This window comes from Enterobacter sp. BNK-29, from assembly GCF_048684785.1.
Lineage (GTDB): Bacteria > Pseudomonadota > Gammaproteobacteria > Enterobacterales > Enterobacteriaceae > Enterobacter > Enterobacter cloacae_M.
In genome coordinates this window covers 1,497,579-1,514,938 of record NZ_JBLQTU010000001.1, presented here as the reverse complement: position 1 = coordinate 1,514,938, position 17,360 = coordinate 1,497,579, and the positions used below count along the sequence as shown (strand labels likewise).

Below are 17,360 nucleotides of genomic sequence, written 5' to 3'. Positions count from 1 at the left end.
CAACCCAAAATCCTTAGAAGATTAACTAGCGTAGGCCGGGTAAGCGAAGCGCCACCCGGCAATAATTTTAAAAGGGGCTTTTAGCCCCTTTTTTGTCTGGAGAATTTATTATGGCGAAAGAATTTGGTCGCCCTCAGCGCGTAGCGCAGGAAATGCAGAAAGAGATCGCACTCATTCTGCAACGTGAAATTAAAGACCCGCGCGTCGGCATGATGACCACCGTTTCCGGTGTCGAAATGTCCCGCGATTTGGCCTATGCAAAAGTGTTCGTTACCTTCCTGAACGATCAGGACGAAGCGGCAGTGAAAAACGGCATTAAAGCGCTGCAGGAAGCCTCTGGTTTCATCCGCTCCCTGCTCGGCAAAGCGATGCGCCTGCGTATCGTGCCTGAGCTGACCTTCTTCTACGACAACTCTCTGGTCGAAGGTATGCGTATGTCCAACCTGGTGACCAGCGTGGTTAAACATGACGACGAGCGTCGTGTTAACCCGGCGGACGACAGCAAGGAGGACTAATGAGTCGTCCTCGTCGTCGTGGTCGCGACGTGCATGGTGTGCTGCTGCTGGATAAACCCCAGGGCGCTTCCAGCAACGACGTGCTGCAGAAAGTTAAGCGTATTTATAACGCCAACCGTGCGGGCCACACCGGCGCGCTCGATCCGCTGGCAACCGGCATGCTGCCGGTCTGCCTCGGAGAGGCGACAAAGTTTTCCCAGTACCTGCTCGACTCCGATAAGCGTTACCGCGTTATCGCTAAACTGGGCCAGCGCACGGATACCTCCGACGCGGACGGCCAGGTAGTAGAAGAGCGCCCGGTGACATTCAGCGCGGAGCAGCTTGATGCTGCGCTGGAGAGCTTCCGTGGGGACACGATGCAGGTGCCGTCGATGTATTCGGCGCTGAAATATCAGGGCAAGAAGCTCTACGAATATGCACGCCAGGGCATTGACGTCCCGCGTGAAGCCCGTCCGATAACCGTGTATGAGCTGCTGTTTATTCGCCATGAAGGCGATGAGCTGGAGCTGGAAGTACACTGTTCGAAAGGGACCTATATTCGTACCATCATCGACGATCTCGGTGAAAAGCTGGGCTGTGGCGCGCATGTGATTTACCTGCGCCGCCTGGCGGTGAGCAAGTACCCGGTGGAGCGGATGGTGACCCTGGAACAGCTGCGCGAGCTGGTAGAACAGGCGGAAGCGCAGGGGATTGCGCCGGCAGATTTGCTGGATCCCTTGCTGATGCCGATGGACAGTCCGGCAGCAGACTTCCCGGTTGTTAATCTTCCTTTAACATCGTCCGTTTACTTTAAGAACGGCAACCCGGTTCGTACGGCGGAAGCGCCGCTTGAAGGACTGGTACGCGTGACCGAAGGTGACGAAGGGAAATTCATCGGTATGGGCGAAATGGATGGCGAAGGGCGCGTTGCGCCTCGTCGTCTGGTCGTCGAGTATCCGGTCGACGCGTGACGGTGATAACGGCTCACCTTGCGATAAGCAGGGGAGACGAGTAGAATATCGCCGCTTAACGCCTGGTAAATTGTTTAACAATCTGCGGGGCGTACATGGGATTGCTGAATTAGAGATCGGCATCCTTACATTCTTTATACTTTGGAGTTTGAAAATGTCTCTAAGCGTTGAAGCTAAAGCTAAAATCGTTTCTGAGTTTGGTCGTGGTACTAACGACAGCGGTTCTACCGAAGTTCAGGTTGCACTGCTGACTGCACAGATTAACCACCTGCAGGGTCACTTTGCAGAGCACAAAAAAGATCACCACAGCCGTCGTGGTCTGCTGCGTATGGTTTCTCAGCGTCGTAAACTGCTCGACTACCTGAAACGTAAAGATGTTGCACGCTACACCGCGCTGATCGAGCGTCTGGGTCTGCGTCGCTAATTCTTGCGAGTTTCAGAAAAGGGGGCCTGATGGCCCCTTTTTTCAACCAGACGGCAGCAATTCACTGGAAACTATTGTATTGTTGCTATAAATGATCTTCATTGCAGAGGTTCGCGCGGCTAATGAGAGGCTTCACCCATGGGGGTGTTGGTTGTCATTAGTCGCGAGGATGCGAAGAAGGTCGGGTTAAATCGACAGCACACCGGTGGTGTGCTGTCAAACATTTAAGAAAGGACAGAACTTTGCTGAATCCGATCGTTCGTAAATTCCAGTATGGTCAACATACCGTCACGCTGGAAACCGGCATGATGGCACGTCAGGCTACTGCTGCCGTTATGGTAAGCATGGATGACACTGCGGTATTCGTTACCGTTGTTGGCCAGAAAAAAGCTAAACCAGGTCAGGACTTCTTCCCGCTGACCGTTAACTACCAGGAGCGTACCTACGCTGCCGGTAAAATCCCGGGTGGTTTCTTCCGTCGTGAAGGCCGTCCAAGCGAAGGCGAAACCCTGATTGCGCGTCTGATTGACCGCCCGGTTCGTCCACTGTTCCCGGAAGGCTTCGTTAACGAAGTACAGGTTATCGCGACCGTTGTTTCCGTTAACCCACAGGTTAACCCGGACATCGTTGCCATGATCGGCGCATCCGCTGCCCTGTCACTGTCTGGTATTCCATTCAATGGCCCAATCGGTGCCGCGCGCGTTGGCTACATCAACGACCAGTACGTGCTGAACCCAACCCAGGAAGAGCTGAAAGAAAGTAAGCTGGACCTGGTTGTTGCGGGTACTGAAGCGGCTGTACTGATGGTTGAATCCGAAGCTGAACTGCTGAGCGAAGACCAGATGCTGGGCGCTGTGGTATTTGGCCACGACCAGCAGCAGATCGTTATCCAGAACATCAACGACCTGGTGAAAGAAGCCGGTAAACCACGTTGGGACTGGCAGCCAGAAGCAGCAAACGACGCGCTGAACGCACGCGTTGCAGCCCTGGCAGAATCTCGTCTGAGCGATGCATACCGCATCACTGACAAACAGGAGCGTTACGCTCAGGTTGACGTGATCAAGTCTGAAACTATCGCGACCCTGGTTGCTGAAGACGAAGCGCTGGATGCTAACGAACTGAGCGACATCCTGCACGCTATCGAGAAAAACGTTGTTCGTAGCCGCGTACTGGCAGGCGAGCCGCGTATCGATGGCCGCGAAAAAGACATGATCCGTGGTCTGGATGTGCGTACTGGCGTTCTGCCACGTACTCACGGTTCCGCGCTGTTCACCCGTGGCGAAACGCAGGCGCTGGTTACCGCGACCCTGGGTACTGCACGTGACGCACAGATCATCGACGAACTGATGGGCGAGCGCACTGACAGCTTCCTGTTCCACTACAACTTCCCTCCGTACTCCGTAGGCGAAACCGGTATGGTTGGCTCGCCGAAGCGTCGTGAAATTGGTCACGGTCGTCTGGCGAAGCGCGGCGTGCTGGCAGTAATGCCAGAAGCTGACAAGTTCCCGTACACCGTTCGTGTGGTTTCTGAGATCACCGAATCCAACGGTTCTTCTTCCATGGCTTCCGTGTGTGGTGCTTCTCTGGCGCTGATGGATGCAGGCGTGCCAATCAAAGCCGCCGTTGCGGGTATCGCAATGGGCCTGGTGAAAGAAGGCGACAACTTCGTTGTTCTGTCTGACATTCTGGGTGACGAAGACCACCTGGGTGATATGGACTTCAAAGTCGCGGGTTCCCGCGAAGGTATCTCTGCGCTGCAGATGGATATCAAAATTGAAGGTATCACCAAAGAGATCATGCAGGTTGCTCTGAACCAGGCTAAAGGTGCGCGTCTGCACATCCTGGGCGTGATGGAACAGGCGATTAACGCGCCGCGTGGCGACATTTCTCAATTCGCTCCACGTATCCACACCATCAAGATCAATCCAGACAAGATCAAAGATGTTATCGGTAAGGGCGGTTCCGTAATCCGTGCGCTGACCGAAGAGACTGGCACCACCATCGAAATCGAAGATGACGGTACTGTGAAGATCGCAGCAACCGACGGCGAGAAAGCGAAATTCGCGATCCGTCGCATCGAAGAAATCACGGCAGAGATCGAAGTGGGCCGCGTCTACGCAGGTAAAGTGACCCGTATCGTTGACTTTGGCGCGTTCGTTGCCATCGGTGGCGGTAAAGAAGGTCTGGTTCACATCTCTCAGATCGCTGACAAGCGCGTTGAGAAAGTGACCGATTACCTGCAGATGGGTCAGGAAGTACCGGTGAAAGTTCTGGAAGTTGATCGCCAGGGCCGTATCCGTCTGAGCATTAAAGAAGCAACCGAGCAGTCTCAGCCAGCTGCTGCGCCAGAAGCACAGGCAGCAGAACAGCAAGGCGAGTAAGTTGCCATTTGCCCTCCGCTTTGCGGAGGGCCTATTATCAGGCAGGACGCCTTGTTAAGCCGCCGGGGGACAGGACGTTCATCCAATAGTTGTCTTCGGGAGTGGGAAATGAAGCCTTTTTTGCGCTGGTGTTTCGTTGCGACAGCTTTAACGCTGGCAGGATGCAGCAACTCTGCCTGGCGTAAGAGCGAAGTCCTCGCAGTGCCATTGCAACCGACTTTGCAGCAGGAAGTGATTCTGGCACGCATGGAACAAATACTTGCCAGTCGGGCTTTAACCGATGAAGAACGCGCACAGCTTTTATATGAGCGCGGAGTGTTGTATGATAGTCTCGGTCTGAGGGCATTGGCGCGAAATGATTTTTCACAAGCGCTGGCTATCCGACCTGATATGCCTGAAGTATTCAATTACTTAGGCATTTATTTAACGCAGGCAGGCAATTTTGATGCTGCCTATGAAGCGTTTGATTCTGTACTTGAGCTTGATCCAACTTACAACTACGCGCACTTGAATCGCGGTATCGCATTGTATTACGGCGGTCGTGATAAGTTAGCGCAAGATGATCTGCTGGCGTTTTATCAAGACGATCCTAATGATCCTTTCCGTAGCCTGTGGCTTTACATCGTTGAGCGGAAGCTCGATGAGAAGCAGGCAAAAGAAGCACTGAAACAGCGCTTCGATAAATCGGACAAGGAACAGTGGGGATGGAACATTGTCGAGTTCTACCTGGGCAACATTAGCGAAGCAACGCTGATGGAACGCCTCAAGGCGGACGCAACGGATAACACCTCGCTCGCTGAGCATCTCAGTGAAACCAACTTCTATTTAGGTAAGTACTACCTAAGTCTGGGGGATATGGACAGCGCTACGGCACTGTTCAAATTAGCGGTTGCTAACAACGTACACAACTTCGTTGAGCACCGTTATGCATTGTTGGAATTATCGCTCTTGGGCCAGGAGCATGACGACCTGGCAGAATCGGACCAGCAATAGCTGACGACATAAACATCAGCCCGTAATCTTTTGATTGCCATCACCTTAACTGGTGAGGGCGTTGTTGTTCGTCAATACACCTACTTTGAGCCGGTTCACACTTTTCAATGAAAATTGCTAATCATTTTCACGATGAGCTAAGTAGACTGGCCGCCATTAATATCGAGGCACTTGTACTACATGGCTGAATTCGAAACCACTTTTGCAGATCTGGGCCTGAAGGCTCCTATCCTTGAAGCCCTTAACGATCTGGGTTACGAAAAACCATCTCCGATCCAGGCTGAGTGTATCCCACACCTGCTTTCTGGTCGTGACGTGCTGGGCATGGCCCAGACTGGTAGCGGTAAAACTGCAGCATTCTCGCTGCCGCTGCTGAACAACATTGATCCGGACCTGCGTGCACCGCAGATCCTCGTCCTGGCTCCAACCCGTGAACTGGCTGTTCAGGTTGCAGAAGCCATGACGGAATTCTCTAAACATATGCGCGGCGTAAACGTGGTAGCCCTGTACGGCGGCCAGCGTTATGACGTGCAGCTACGCGCCCTGCGCCAGGGCCCACAGATTGTTGTCGGTACGCCGGGCCGTCTGCTGGATCACCTGAAGCGCGGTACTCTGGACCTCTCTAAACTGAGCGGCCTGGTACTGGATGAAGCAGATGAAATGCTGCGTATGGGCTTCATCGAAGACGTCGAAACCATCATGGCGCAGATCCCGGACGGTCATCAGACCGCGCTGTTCTCTGCCACCATGCCTGAAGCGATTCGTCGTATCACCAAGCGCTTCATGAAAGATCCTCAGGAAGTGCGTATTCAGTCCAGCGTAACCACTCGCCCGGACATCAGCCAGAGCTACTGGTCTGTATACGGCATGCGCAAAAACGAAGCGCTGGTACGTTTCCTGGAAGCGGAAGATTTTGATGCGGCGATTATCTTCGTTCGTACCAAAAACGCGACCCTGGAAGTGGCTGAAGCTCTGGAGCGTAGCGGCTATAACAGCGCAGCGCTGAACGGCGACATGAACCAGGCCCTGCGTGAGCAGACTCTGGAGCGTCTGAAAGACGGTCGTCTGGATATCCTGATTGCAACCGACGTGGCAGCACGTGGTCTGGACGTTGAGCGTATCAGCCTGGTTGTAAACTACGACATCCCGATGGATTCCGAGTCTTACGTTCACCGTATCGGCCGTACCGGTCGTGCGGGTCGTGCTGGCCGTGCGCTGCTGTTCGTTGAGAACCGCGAGCGTCGTCTGCTGCGTAACATTGAACGCACCATGAAGCTGACCATTCCAGAAGCTGACCTGCCAAACGCAGATCTGCTGGGCAAACGCCGTCTGGAAAAATTCGCCGCGAAAGTACAGCAGCAGCTGGAAAGCAGCGATCTGGACCAGTACCGTGCGCTGCTGTCGCAGATTCAGCCTGTTGCTGAAGGCGAAGAGCTGGACATGGAAACCCTGGCTGCAGCACTGCTGAAAATGGCTCAGGGCGAACGTAGCCTGATCGTGCCACCAGATGCGCCGATGCGTCCTAAGCGTGAATTCCGTGACCGTGACGATCGCTTCGAACGTCGTGGCGACCGTAATGACCGTGGCCCACGCGGTGACCGTCCAGAGCGTGGTGGTGAAGACCGTCCACGTCGTGAACGTCGTGACGCGGGTGACATGGAACTGTACCGCATTGAAGTGGGCCGTGATGATGGCGTTGAAGTTCGTCACATCGTTGGCGCGATCGCTAACGAAGGCGACATCAGCAGCCGTTACATCGGTAACATCAAGCTGTTCGCATCCCACTCCACCATCGAGCTGCCAAAAGGCATGCCGGGCGAAGTGCTACAACACTTTACGCGTACCCGCATCCTGAACAAGCCGATGAACATGCAGCTGATGGGTGATGCACAGCCACGCCCTGACCGCGGTGGTGAACGTCGTGGCGGTGGTCGCGGCTTCGGTGGCGAGCGTCGTGAAGGCGGCCGCAGCGAAGGTCGCGGTGGTGAAGGTCGTCGTTTCTCCGGCGAGCGTCGCGAAAACCGTGGCCCACGTCGTGAAGAAGGCACCAGCCGTCGCCGTTTCGGTGACGCGTAAGCCTTACGCTTCTGACGTAAAGTAAAATATACAGCCCCGATATACGCTATCGGGGCTTTTTTTATTTCCTTTGTACTCTTGTACTGGTACAGTGCGTCACATTAAAATGCAGAACCGCATGATTGACTGGAGAAAAGGCTGTATGGCGACACTAACCACCATCCAAACGTCACCTTCGCTGCTTGGCGGCGTGGTGATCATCGGCGGAACCATTATAGGTGCCGGGATGTTCTCCCTGCCCGTGGTCATGTCCGGTGCGTGGTTCTTCTGGTCGCTGGCGGCGCTGGTCTTTACCTGGTTCTGTATGCTCCATTCCGGGCTGATGATCCTTGAGGCGAACCTGAACTACCGCATTGGCTCCAGCTTCGACACCATCACTAAAGATCTGCTGGGTAAAGGCTGGAACCTGGTGAACGGGCTGTCCATCGCCTTTGTGCTCTATATCCTGACCTACGCGTATATTTCGGCGAGCGGCTCGATTCTGCATCACACCTTCTCGGAGATGTCGCTGAACGTTCCGGCGCGTCTGGCGGGGCTGTGTTTTGCGCTGGCTGTGGCGTTTATCGTCTGGATGAGTACCAAAGCGGTGAGCCGCATGACGGCGATTGTATTAGGCGCTAAGGTCATCACCTTCTTCCTGACCTTCGGCAGCCTGCTGGGGCACGTTACGCCCGCCACGCTGTTTAACGTTGCCGAAGTGAACACCTCCTACACGCCGTACCTGCTGATGACGCTGCCGTTCTGTCTGGCGTCGTTCGGTTACCACGGTAACGTGCCGAGCCTGATGAAGTACTACGGCAAAGATCCCCGCACCATTGTGAAGTGTCTGGTCTACGGCACGCTGTTGGCGCTGGGTCTGTATGTGATTTGGCTGCTGGGGACGATGGGCAACATCCCGCGTCCGGAATTTATCGGCATTGCCCAGAAGGGCGGTAATATCGACGAGCTGGTGCAGGCGCTGAGCGGCGTGCTGAACAGCCGCAGCCTGGATCTGCTGCTGGTGATCTTCTCTAACTTTGCGGTGGCGAGCTCTTTCCTGGGCGTGACGCTGGGCCTGTTTGACTATCTGGCGGATCTGTTCGGCTTTGATGATTCTGCGATGGGGCGTTTAAAAACCGCGCTGCTGACCTTCCTGCCGCCGATTGTGGGCGGCCTGCTGTGGCCGAACGGCTTCCTGTATGCCATCGGCTATGCAGGGCTGGCGGCAACTATCTGGGCGGCGATTGTGCCGGCGCTGCTGGCGCGCAAATCACGTAAACGCTTCGGCAGCCCAAAATTCCGCGTCTGGGGCGGCAAGCCGATGATTGCGCTAATTCTGGTATTCGGCGTTGGTAACGCACTGGTACACGTGCTGTCGAGTTTTAACCTGTTGCCCGTTTATCAGTAAAACGAGGGGTTGAACCCCTCACCCGGCCCTCTCCCATAGGGAGAGGGAGAAAAGCAAAAAACTACCCCACCAGCTCCTCTTTCACCTGCATCGCCAGTTCAAACGAATGCAAACGCGCCTGGTGATCGAAAATCTGGCCGTTAACCATAATCTCATCCGCCTGCGTTTCGCGCAGCACCGCGTCCAGCCCGTGGCGCACTTTCACCTTATCGCCTACCAGCGACATGCTCAGCGCCTGCTGTACGCCATACTGTTCGGAGGCTGACCACAGCTGATGCATATTCTCCACCGGCGGCGGAAGCTGGCCCGTCTCACCGCGGCGCAGCTTCACAAAAGCCTGCTGCATTGAGGTAAACAGGAATTCCGCGTCGCGATTGCTGTCGGCGGCAATGATGTTGATACACACCATCGCGTACGGCTTCTCAAGACGCTCGGACGGTTTGAAGTTCGTGCGGTAGAGATGCAGCGCCTGATGCAGCATATCCGGTGCAAAGTGGGAGGCAAATGCAAACGGCAGCCCAAGCTGCGCGGCGAGCTGTGCGCTGTAGAGGCTTGATCCCAACAGCCACACCGGGATCTTCTCGCCGTAGCCCGGCACCGGACGCACGTGCGGGTTCGGATCGCGCGCGTCGAACCAGTCCACCAGCTCGGCCACGTCGCGCGGGAAGTTGTCGATATCGCCGCTCATATGGCGACGCAGGGCGCGCATGGTTGGCTGATCGCTGCCCGGCGCACGACCAAGACCCAAATCAATACGCCCCGGATAGAGGGTATTCAGGGTACCAAACTGCTCGGCAATCACCAGCGGGGCGTGGTTCGGCAGCATCACGCCGCCGGAGCCCAGGTGCAGGGTGGTGGTATTTGCCGCCAGATAGCCGATCAAAACCGAGGTCGCGGCGCTGGCGATGCCAACCATATTGTGGTGCTCGGCCAGCCAGTAGCGGTGATAGCCACGCTTTTCGGCCAGCTGAGCCAGATCCAGAGAGTGCGAAAAGGCTTCTCTTGCCGAGGAGCCCTGAGGGATCGGCGCCAGGTCCAGCACCGAAAACGGAATGGATTTGTCAGTCATAACAGCTCACTTTGTCGACGGTCAATCTTTAATACTGCATTAAAAAATGATAACCGTTGTTAACAAAGTGAGCCTTTTTTACGCCTGCAGCTCCAGCCCGGCAAGCCGTCTCCAGTAGCCGTTGCAGTCGCTGTTTGCCGTCAGCGGCAGCGGCGCGGCGCCGTCTTCATTGGCGCGGAAGGCGTCCAGCATCGCGAATACGCCGGTATCCAGGGGCGACAGCCGAACCATATCCACCAGCCCGTCCATCGACGCCAGCTCGTTGCCGAGGTTATAGACATAGCCGCTCATGGTCTGAATACCGTTGAGGACAAACACCTGCTGATTCTCCTGCGACAGCATGCTGCGTCCGTTCGGGTACTTGATGCAGCAGGTTTCGCATTCGTCTTTCGGGCGGTCTTCCGAGCGCGCGGTAAAGCAGCGGGCGGAGTAGGCCAGCGGCAGATGACCGTAGCTCAGCACTTCCACTTCAAACTGATTGCGAATGCCCAGCTCGTCGCACTGTTTAAGCAGGTTTGCCAGCCAGTCGCGGGAGAGTTCCACCGGCATGCACCAGCGCGTCATTCCCTGTTTGAGCAGCAGGCGCAGGGTTACGGCGTTGTAGCAGTTCAGGGCATGGCCCGCGACAAACGGCAGCTTGCGTTCAGCGCACATGTTCACCACGCCCAGATCGCTCGCTTCCAGCATGAACTCGCCGTTTTCAACGTAGCGCTTCAGCTCGCCCAGTTCGGACGACGCCTGCACCAGCGCGAGCGTGGAGAGCACCACCTGCTTGCCGCTTCCGGCCAGGCCTTTCGCCATATCCAGCCAGTCGCCCACTTTGGTGGCGCGGCGCTTGCTGCACACCGCTTCGCCGAGGTAAATCACGTCGGCGCTGCTGGTCGCGGCCTGTTGGTAAAAATCTTCCAGCGTCTCTTTTGGCCAGTAGTAGAGCACCGGTCCTAATGAATATTTCATGATGATCTCACTGCCATTTACGGTGATACGCGCCAAGCGTGGTTTGCGTGCCTTCGGACATCGATCCGAGCGTCTCCATCCAGGCCTGCTGTGGAGCGTAGTTCTGCGGATCCGCCATGCAGCGGTCGATGGCCTGACGCCACACTTTCGCTACCTGGCTCACATAGGCCGGGCTACGCTGACGTCCTTCGATTTTCACCGAGGCAATATTGGCCGCCAGCAGTTCCGGCAGCAGCTCCAGCGTGTTGAGGCTGGTCGGCTCCTCCAGCGCGTGATAGCGCTCGCCGTCGACCAGATAGCGGCCTTTACATAGAGTTGGATAACCGGCGTTTTCACCGTCCTGGTAGCGGTCAATCAGCACCTCATTCAGGCGAGACTCCAGCCCCTGAGGGGTCTGCTGCCAGCGAACAAAGCGGGCAGGTGAGCAGGCCCCGACGGTATTTGGCGATTCACCGGTTAAATAAGAGGAAAGATAGCAGCGGCCTTCGGCCATGATGCACAGGCTGCCAAAGGCAAAAACCTCCAGCGGCACTGGCGTGACGCGCGCGAGTTGCTTAACCTGATGAATAGAGAGCACGCGCGGCAGCACCACGCGGGCCACGTCAAAGTGTTGATGATAAAAACGCACCGCCTCTTCGTTGGTGGCAGATGCCTGAACAGAGACGTGGCGCTCAATATGGGGATAGCGTTCTGCCGCATACTCAAGCATGGCGAGGTCGGCCAGGATCAGCGCATCGGCACCCAGCTGTGCCGCCATATCCACCGCGCGCTGCCAGCGGGCGTAGCCGTCAGGATGAGCAAAGGTATTGATGGCGATATGCAGCTTGCGGCGGTGCTGGTGAACGAAGTTAACGGCTTCCTGAAGCTTTTTCTCCGTAAAGTTGAGGCCAGCAAAATGGCGGGCGTTGGTGTCATCTTTCAGCCCGATATAGACCGCATCGGCCCCATTTTCGATGGCCGCCTTAAGCGCCGGAAGGTTTCCGGCAGGGCAGAGCAGCTCCATAATTTATCCTGATGTAGTCGATCGCAAAATTGTTAACGAGCTGGGATTTTAATTAACCCATACGCGACAATTTTTGATTTAAGGCATCTAATGGCGTATTGATGACACCAATAATGAGGTACGGCGGGCGACGGTTTGTTGATTTACGCCGCTATGTTGTGCTTCGGATATGGCAAAATAGCAGGACTATAGATATCAGGGAGTAAAGCTCGTGCTGGATAAACTGCGTTCACGTCTCGTACAATTTGGACCATCAATGCTGAGCGTGCCGGTCAAGCTGGCGCCGTTCGCGCTAAAACGCCAGGTGCTGGAGCAGGTCCTGAGCTGGCAGTTCCGCCAGGCGCTGCAGGACGGCGAGCTGGAATTCCTGGAAGGCCGCTGGTTAAGTATTGAGGTGCGTGACATCGGGCTGCGCTGGTTTACCTCCGTTGAGAATGACCAGCTGATCGTACGCGAATCCGCCGACGCGGATGTGAGCTTTAGCGCTAACGCCAGCGATCTGCTGATGATCGCCGCGCGCAAGCAGGATCCGGATACGCTCTTCTTCCAGCGCCGTCTGGTGATTGAAGGCGACACGGAGCTGGGCCTGTACGTGAAGAATTTAATGGATGCCATTGAGCTGGAGCAGATGCCGAAAGCGCTGCGCGTGATGTTAATGCAAATGGCAGATTTCGTTGAGGCCGGGCTGAAAACCCCGCCGAACGGTAAACACACTTCAGTAGGTGAGCCATGCTGATTCGAGTCGAAATTGGGATTGATGCGCCGGGGATCGATGCGTTGTTACGCCGCGCCTTTGCGAGCGATGCCGAAGCCCAACTGGTCCACGACCTTCGCGAAGACGGCCTGATTACGCTGGGGCTGGTTGCCACCGATGACGAAGGTCAGGTGGTGGGCTATGTTGCCTTCAGCCCGGTCATCGTTCAGGGCGAAGAGCTACAGTGGGTAGGCATGGCGCCGCTGGCGGTAGATGAAAGCTATCGCGGGCAGGGGCTGGCGCGCCAGCTGGTCTATGAAGGGCTGGATTCGCTCAATGAGTTTGGCTATGCCGCCGTTGTCACGCTGGGCGATCCGGCGTTCTATGGTCGATTGGGCTTTGAGCAGGCCGCGCATTACGATCTGCGCTGTCGCTGGCCGGGTACGGAATCCGCTTTCCAGGTCCATCGTCTGGCGGACGACGCGCTCAACGGCGTCAACGGCCTGGTCGAGTATCACGACCATTTCAATCGCTTTTAATCAGGCTCTCGCGCAGCGCCTCAAAGGAGCCGTCTCCGGTCACGAGGCGCTCTTTCTGGCGCTTCGTCAGCTGCTTGATGCGGTATTCCAGCCTGAGCGCCAGCGAGCGGTCGCCGACGGCCGCTGAGAAGGCGAGCTGTAATTCCCCTTTCCCCCGCAGCGCTTTTGCCCCTTTTCCCGTTTGATGTTGTAAAAAACGCCGCGCCACATCGGTGGTGATCCCGGTGTAGAGTGCGTTATCAGCGGTTCGGACAAGATAGAGAAACCAGCACACGGTAAACGGATTCAGTATGTTAAGGTGAACGCACCATAGCATGAGAGAGAACGAAAATGGAAACACTGGCCGCCATTAACCGCTGGCTGGCGAAGCAGCATGTTGTCACCTGGTGCGTCTATGACGAGGGGGAGATGTGGTGCGCAAATGCGTTTTACTACTACGATCCTGAGCGCGTGGCTTTTTATGTCATGAGCGAAGACAAAACGCGGCATGCGCAGATGACCGGCCAGCAGGCTAAGGTGGCGGGGACGGTAAACGGCCAGCCGAAAACGGTCGCGCTGATCCGCGGCGTGCAGTTTAAAGGGGAGATCCGTCGTCTGGATGGTGAAGAGAGCGACGCGCGCCGTAAGCTCTACACGCGCCGCTTTCCCGTTGCCGCTGCGCTAAAAGCCCCGGTGTGGGAAATCCGCCTCGATGAGCTGAAATTTACCGACAACACCCTGGGCTTTGGCAAGAAGCTGCACTGGTTACGCGCCGAGCAGGCGTAGCGCTTCGCGGTTAAACGCCGGGAGATCGTCCGGGGTTCGGCTGGTGATCAGCTGGTCTTTGTCGTTGACCACCTCCTGATCGTAAAACTCGGCCCCCGCATTTTTCAGATCGATAACGATCGGTTTCACGGCGGTAAGCTTACGCCCGCGGACCACTTCTGCGCTGATGAGCAGCTGCGGGCCGTGGCAGATGGCAAAGACCGGTTTGCCGGTGGAGACAAAATCCCGGGTGAAGGTCACGAAGCGCTCGTCCCCGCGCAGGGAATCCGGGGAATGGCCGCCGGGTAACAGCAGAGCGTCGAAATCTGAGGGACTCACGTTATCGATGGTCTCATCGATGGTTACGGTCGCCTCGCCCTTATGGCCTGTCACCGTTTTACCCGCCTCTTTCTCAATGGTGATGACCTCATGTCCCGCCTTGCGGAACGCCTCTGCTGGAGAGGTGAATTCTGAATCTTCAAACTCGTCGGTAATCAAGACTGCGATTTTCTTGCCCATGCTTCCTCCGTTGTTTTGGCTTCAGACTGATTTTTCTCCGCTTGTGGTAAATACTTACCCGTAACAGACTTCTAAGTGTGGTCGACGACGCTGAGTTCGCAAACGGACAATTCTGTAAAGGGGAAAAGATGAGTCAGGTATTGATTACAGGTGCTACCGGGTTAGTGGGCGATCATCTGCTGCGGCTGCTGATTCAGGATCGCCGCGTGAACTATATCGCCGCCCCGACGCGTCGACCGCTGGCGGACATATCCGGCGTCTTTAATCCGCACGATCCTCAGCTGACCGACGCGCTGGCGCAGGTGCAGGATCCCATTGATATCGCCTTTTGCTGTCTGGGCACCACGCGGCGGGAGGCGGGCAGCAAAGAGGCCTTTATCCACGCCGACTATACGCTGGTGGTGGATACCGCGCTCACGGCGAAAAAGCTGGGGGCCAAACATTTTCTGGTGGTCAGCGCGCTGGGCGCCAGTGCCGGGTCGCCTTTCTTCTACAACAAGGTGAAGGGCAAGATGGAGGATGCGCTGATTGCGCAGAAATGGGAGCAGCTGACGATTGTGCGCCCCTCGATGCTGATCGGCCACCGGGACGAACGCCGGTTTAACGAGTCGATATTTGCCCCGCTGTTTCGCATTCTTCCCGGCAACTGGAAATCCATCGAGGCGCGGGACGTCGCGCGCGCGATGTTAAAAGAGGGGCTGGCCCCGTCGAAAGCGGGCGTAAACATTATCCCTTCGGCAAAACTGCGTGAAATCGCGCAGGGCGAGGCGTAAACTCCCCCCGGCTAATAACCTAATACTCTCCGGGGAATGCTATGACTGGTCAGTCTTCATCTCAGGCGGCAACACCTGTTCAGTGGTGGAAGCCCGCACTCTTCTTTCTCGTGGTCATTGTTGGCCTCTGGTACGTGAAATGGCAGCCGTACTACGGCAAAGCCTTCACCGCCGCCGAAACGCACAGCATCGGTAAATCTATTCTCGCTCAGGCGGATGCCAACCCGCTTCAGGCGGCGTGGGACTACGCCATGGTCTACTTCCTTGCCGTCTGGAAGGCCGCCGTCTTAGGCGTGATCCTGGGGTCACTGATTCAGGTGCTTATCCCCCGTAACTGGCTGGTGAAAACCCTTGGGCAGCCGCGCTTTCAGGGCACGCTGCTGGGGACAATTTTCTCGCTGCCGGGCATGATGTGCTCCTGCTGCGCCGCGCCCGTGGCCGCAGGGATGCGCCGTCAGCGCGTGTCGATGGGCGGCGCGCTGGCGTTCTGGATGGGGAACCCGCTGCTCAACCCGGCAACGCTGGTGTTTATGGGCTTTGTGCTGGGCTGGCATTTTGCGTTCATCCGTCTGGTCGCCGGGCTGCTGACCGTGCTGGTGGTGGCGACGCTGGTGCAAAAACTGGTGAAGGATACGGCTGCAGAAACCGCAGCCGTTGAGCTGGACGTCAGCGAGCCGCAGGGTGGCTTCTTTGCGCGCTGGGGCAGGGCGCTCTGGCAGCTTTTCTGGAGCACCATCCCGGTCTATATCCTGGCGGTACTGGTTCTGGGGGCGGCGCGCGTCTGGCTCTTCCCGCATGCGGATGGCGCTATCGACAACACGCTGATGTGGGTCATTGCGATGGCCGTTGCAGGCTGTCTGTTTGTGATCCCAACGGCGGCGGAGATCCCGATTGTTCAGACCATGATGCTGGCCGGTATGGGCACCGCGCCGGCGCTGGCGCTGCTGATTACGCTGCCGGCGATCAGCCTGCCGTCGCTTATCATGCTGCGAAAGTCGTTCCCGGCGAAAGCGCTGTGGCTGACCGCAGGGCTGGTGGCGTTGAGCGGGGTGATGGTGGGGAGTATTGCGTTGATGTAATAAAAGCCCGGTGGCGCTAGCGCTTACCGGGCCTACAAAAAAATCCCCTCAAGCGAGGGGATTTTTTTTATTTGATGTAAGTAAACGCGGTGGTGACGTGCTTCACGCCGCTCACCCGGCTGGCGATATCGGCCGCCGCTTTCCCTTCACGGTCGGTCACCAGACCCAGCAGGAACACTTCGCCGTTTTCAGTCGTCACTTTCACGTTGGAGGATTTCACCTGGTCCGAGCCCAGCAGCTGGGAACGCACTTTGGTGGTGATCCAGGTATCGGAAGAGGCGTCACCCAGGCCAATTGGCTTGCCCTGGCGCACTTCGTTAAACACCTCTGTGGTTCCTTCTACGCCCATCGCAATCTGTTTCGCACGCGAGGCGAGCTCCAGATTTGGCGCCTGGCCTGCCAGCAGCACTTTGCCCTGATAAGCCGTCACGTTGATACGCGCTTCTTTCTTGATTTGTTCGTCTTTCGACAGCGCACTGTTGACGCGCAGCTCCAGCGTACCGTCATCCACCTGTGTCCCCACGGTGCGAGGATCGGTTGCCGCTTTGGTGCCTACCGCGGCGGTACCCACAACGGCCGCAGCGATACATCCCTGAAGCAGTAATGCAGACATAAGGACTGCGAGGGTCGATAAAGCCTTCATAAGAACTCCTTAATCATCCTGGTGAGGGAAAAGCGTGTTATCGATCAAATCACATAAGCAGTTCACCGTGAGCATATGCATCTCCTGAATACGCGCGCTCCGGTGAGAAGGAATGCGGATTTCCACATCCTGCGGCCCAAGCAGACCCGCCAGCTCACCCCCGTCATAGCCGGTTAAGGCCACGATGGTCATGTCGCGGGTGACGGCGGCTTCAACGGCTTTGACAATATCCCGGCTATTGCCGCGCGTGGAGATGGCCAGCAGCACATCTCCGGCGTGACCCAGGGCTCGCACCTGCTTTGCGTAAATTTCGTCATGCAGACGATCGTTAGCAATCGCCGTTAAGACCACATTATCGGTATTAAGTGCAATGGCGGGTAAACTCGGGCGTTCTGTTTCAAAGCGATTGATCATGCTGGCAGCAAAATGCTGTGCGTTGGCGGCTGACGTGCCGTTGCCACAACAGAGGATTTTGTTGCCATTAAGCAGGGATTGCACCAGCGTCATTGCGGCACGCGAGATAGCATCCGGAAGGGCTTCCGCCGCGGCAATCTGAGTCTGGATGCTTTCTGTGAAGCACACTTTAATTCTTTCGAGCACGTTATCCCTTTTAA

20 protein-coding genes are annotated in these 17,360 nt (G+C 56.5%); 13 read left to right on the top strand and 7 right to left on the bottom strand.

The annotated features are described in order from the left end of the window. Positions 1-110 precede the first annotated feature (110 nt). The 8 genes from rbfA (at position 111) to mtr (ending at position 8,726) form a co-directional block, all read left to right on the top strand. Positions 111-515, top strand: a complete 405-nt coding sequence (gene rbfA / locus ACMGGX_RS07185) for a 30S ribosome-binding factor RbfA (RefSeq protein WP_003024988.1) — start codon at positions 111-113, stop codon at positions 513-515. Next, on the top strand, positions 515-1,465 hold the full coding sequence (gene truB / locus ACMGGX_RS07180) for a tRNA pseudouridine(55) synthase TruB (RefSeq protein WP_063442175.1): 951 nt from the start codon (positions 515-517) through the stop codon (positions 1,463-1,465). The genes rbfA and truB overlap by 1 nt, the downstream gene beginning before the upstream one ends. 154 nt (positions 1,466-1,619) lie before the next feature. After that, positions 1,620-1,889 carry a 30S ribosomal protein S15 gene (gene rpsO, locus ACMGGX_RS07175; protein WP_003861789.1) on the top strand — a complete coding sequence of 90 codons (270 nt, stop codon included), beginning with the start codon at positions 1,620-1,622 and terminating at the stop codon, positions 1,887-1,889. A gap of 242 nt (positions 1,890-2,131) precedes the next feature. Next, a complete protein-coding gene (gene pnp, locus ACMGGX_RS07170) occupies positions 2,132-4,270 on the top strand; it encodes a polyribonucleotide nucleotidyltransferase (RefSeq protein WP_023309332.1) in 2,139 nt (712 codons plus the stop codon). A 108-nt stretch (positions 4,271-4,378) separates the two neighbouring features. Further along, positions 4,379-5,263: a lipoprotein NlpI gene (gene nlpI, locus ACMGGX_RS07165; protein WP_023309331.1), complete on the top strand. Its 885-nt coding sequence runs from the start codon at positions 4,379-4,381 to the stop codon at positions 5,261-5,263. A gap of 107 nt (positions 5,264-5,370) precedes the next feature. Then, a complete protein-coding gene (yrbN, locus tag ACMGGX_RS07160; protein ID WP_097397692.1) occupies positions 5,371-5,451 on the top strand; it encodes a protein YrbN in 81 nt (26 codons plus the stop codon). Beyond that, a complete protein-coding gene (locus ACMGGX_RS07155; RefSeq protein ID WP_420298234.1) occupies positions 5,444-7,339 on the top strand; it encodes a DEAD/DEAH family ATP-dependent RNA helicase in 1,896 nt (631 codons plus the stop codon). Before yrbN ends, ACMGGX_RS07155 begins: the two co-directional genes overlap by 8 nt. A gap of 142 nt (positions 7,340-7,481) precedes the next feature. Further along, complete coding sequence (gene mtr, locus ACMGGX_RS07150) at positions 7,482-8,726, top strand: tryptophan permease (protein ID WP_420298233.1); 1,245 nt, start codon at positions 7,482-7,484, stop codon at positions 8,724-8,726. Positions 8,727-8,787: 61 nt separating this feature from the next. Here the strand turns inward: mtr and ACMGGX_RS07145 are convergent, their stop codons facing one another. From ACMGGX_RS07145 to ubiU, 3 genes are all read right to left on the bottom strand, one after another. Then, a complete protein-coding gene (locus tag ACMGGX_RS07145; RefSeq protein WP_420298232.1) occupies positions 8,788-9,795 on the bottom strand; it encodes a luciferase-like monooxygenase in 1,008 nt (335 codons plus the stop codon). A gap of 78 nt (positions 9,796-9,873) precedes the next feature. Next, on the bottom strand, positions 9,874-10,752 hold the full coding sequence (locus ACMGGX_RS07140) for a U32 family peptidase (RefSeq protein WP_420298231.1): 879 nt from the start codon (positions 10,750-10,752) through the stop codon (positions 9,874-9,876). A 7-nt stretch (positions 10,753-10,759) separates the two neighbouring features. Beyond that, positions 10,760-11,755 (bottom strand): ubiquinone anaerobic biosynthesis protein UbiU, encoded by a 996-nt coding sequence (gene ubiU, locus ACMGGX_RS07135; protein ID WP_023309326.1) that lies wholly within the window; start codon positions 11,753-11,755, stop codon positions 10,760-10,762. A 211-nt stretch (positions 11,756-11,966) separates the two neighbouring features. Here ubiU and ubiT point away from each other — a divergent pair, with 211 nt between their 5' ends. Both ubiT and ACMGGX_RS07125 read left to right on the top strand, forming a co-directional pair. Next, entirely contained in the window at positions 11,967-12,491 is a 525-nt protein-coding gene (gene ubiT / locus ACMGGX_RS07130; RefSeq protein WP_348561698.1) for a ubiquinone anaerobic biosynthesis accessory factor UbiT, read from the top strand. Next, positions 12,485-12,988, top strand: coding sequence for a GNAT family N-acetyltransferase (locus ACMGGX_RS07125; protein WP_023309324.1), 504 nt, complete (start codon positions 12,485-12,487; stop codon positions 12,986-12,988). The genes ubiT and ACMGGX_RS07125 overlap by 7 nt, the downstream gene beginning before the upstream one ends. Here the strand turns inward: ACMGGX_RS07125 and ACMGGX_RS07120 are convergent. Next, positions 12,975-13,304: a GIY-YIG nuclease family protein gene (locus ACMGGX_RS07120; RefSeq protein WP_023309323.1), complete on the bottom strand. Its 330-nt coding sequence runs from the start codon at positions 13,302-13,304 to the stop codon at positions 12,975-12,977. The genes ACMGGX_RS07125 and ACMGGX_RS07120 overlap by 14 nt on opposite strands. A 14-nt stretch (positions 13,305-13,318) precedes the next feature. Between ACMGGX_RS07120 and ACMGGX_RS07115 the strand changes: the two genes are divergently transcribed. Beyond that, positions 13,319-13,753, top strand: a complete 435-nt coding sequence (locus ACMGGX_RS07115) for a YhbP family protein (protein WP_023309322.1) — start codon at positions 13,319-13,321, stop codon at positions 13,751-13,753. Here ACMGGX_RS07115 and ACMGGX_RS07110 read toward each other — a convergent pair. Continuing rightward, positions 13,733-14,251: a type 1 glutamine amidotransferase domain-containing protein gene (locus ACMGGX_RS07110; protein ID WP_023333577.1), complete on the bottom strand. Its 519-nt coding sequence runs from the start codon at positions 14,249-14,251 to the stop codon at positions 13,733-13,735. The genes ACMGGX_RS07115 and ACMGGX_RS07110 overlap by 21 nt on opposite strands. Before the next feature lie 128 nt (positions 14,252-14,379). Here ACMGGX_RS07110 and ACMGGX_RS07105 point away from each other — a divergent pair, with 128 nt between their 5' ends. Both ACMGGX_RS07105 and ACMGGX_RS07100 read left to right on the top strand, forming a co-directional pair. Further along, positions 14,380-15,024, top strand: coding sequence for an NAD(P)H-binding protein (locus ACMGGX_RS07105; RefSeq protein WP_023309320.1), 645 nt, complete (start codon positions 14,380-14,382; stop codon positions 15,022-15,024). Positions 15,025-15,065: 41 nt separating this feature from the next. Beyond that, positions 15,066-16,103, top strand: coding sequence for a permease (locus ACMGGX_RS07100; RefSeq protein ID WP_348561700.1), 1,038 nt, complete (start codon positions 15,066-15,068; stop codon positions 16,101-16,103). Positions 16,104-16,170: 67 nt separating this feature from the next. Here the strand turns inward: ACMGGX_RS07100 and dolP are convergent, their stop codons facing one another. Both dolP and diaA read right to left on the bottom strand, forming a co-directional pair. Beyond that, positions 16,171-16,746: a division/outer membrane stress-associated lipid-binding lipoprotein gene (gene dolP, locus ACMGGX_RS07095; RefSeq protein WP_029739641.1), complete on the bottom strand. Its 576-nt coding sequence runs from the start codon at positions 16,744-16,746 to the stop codon at positions 16,171-16,173. A gap of 9 nt (positions 16,747-16,755) precedes the next feature. Next, entirely contained in the window at positions 16,756-17,346 is a 591-nt protein-coding gene (diaA, locus tag ACMGGX_RS07090) for a DnaA initiator-associating protein DiaA (RefSeq protein WP_003861754.1), read from the bottom strand. Between the last annotated feature and the right edge of the window lie 14 nt (positions 17,347-17,360).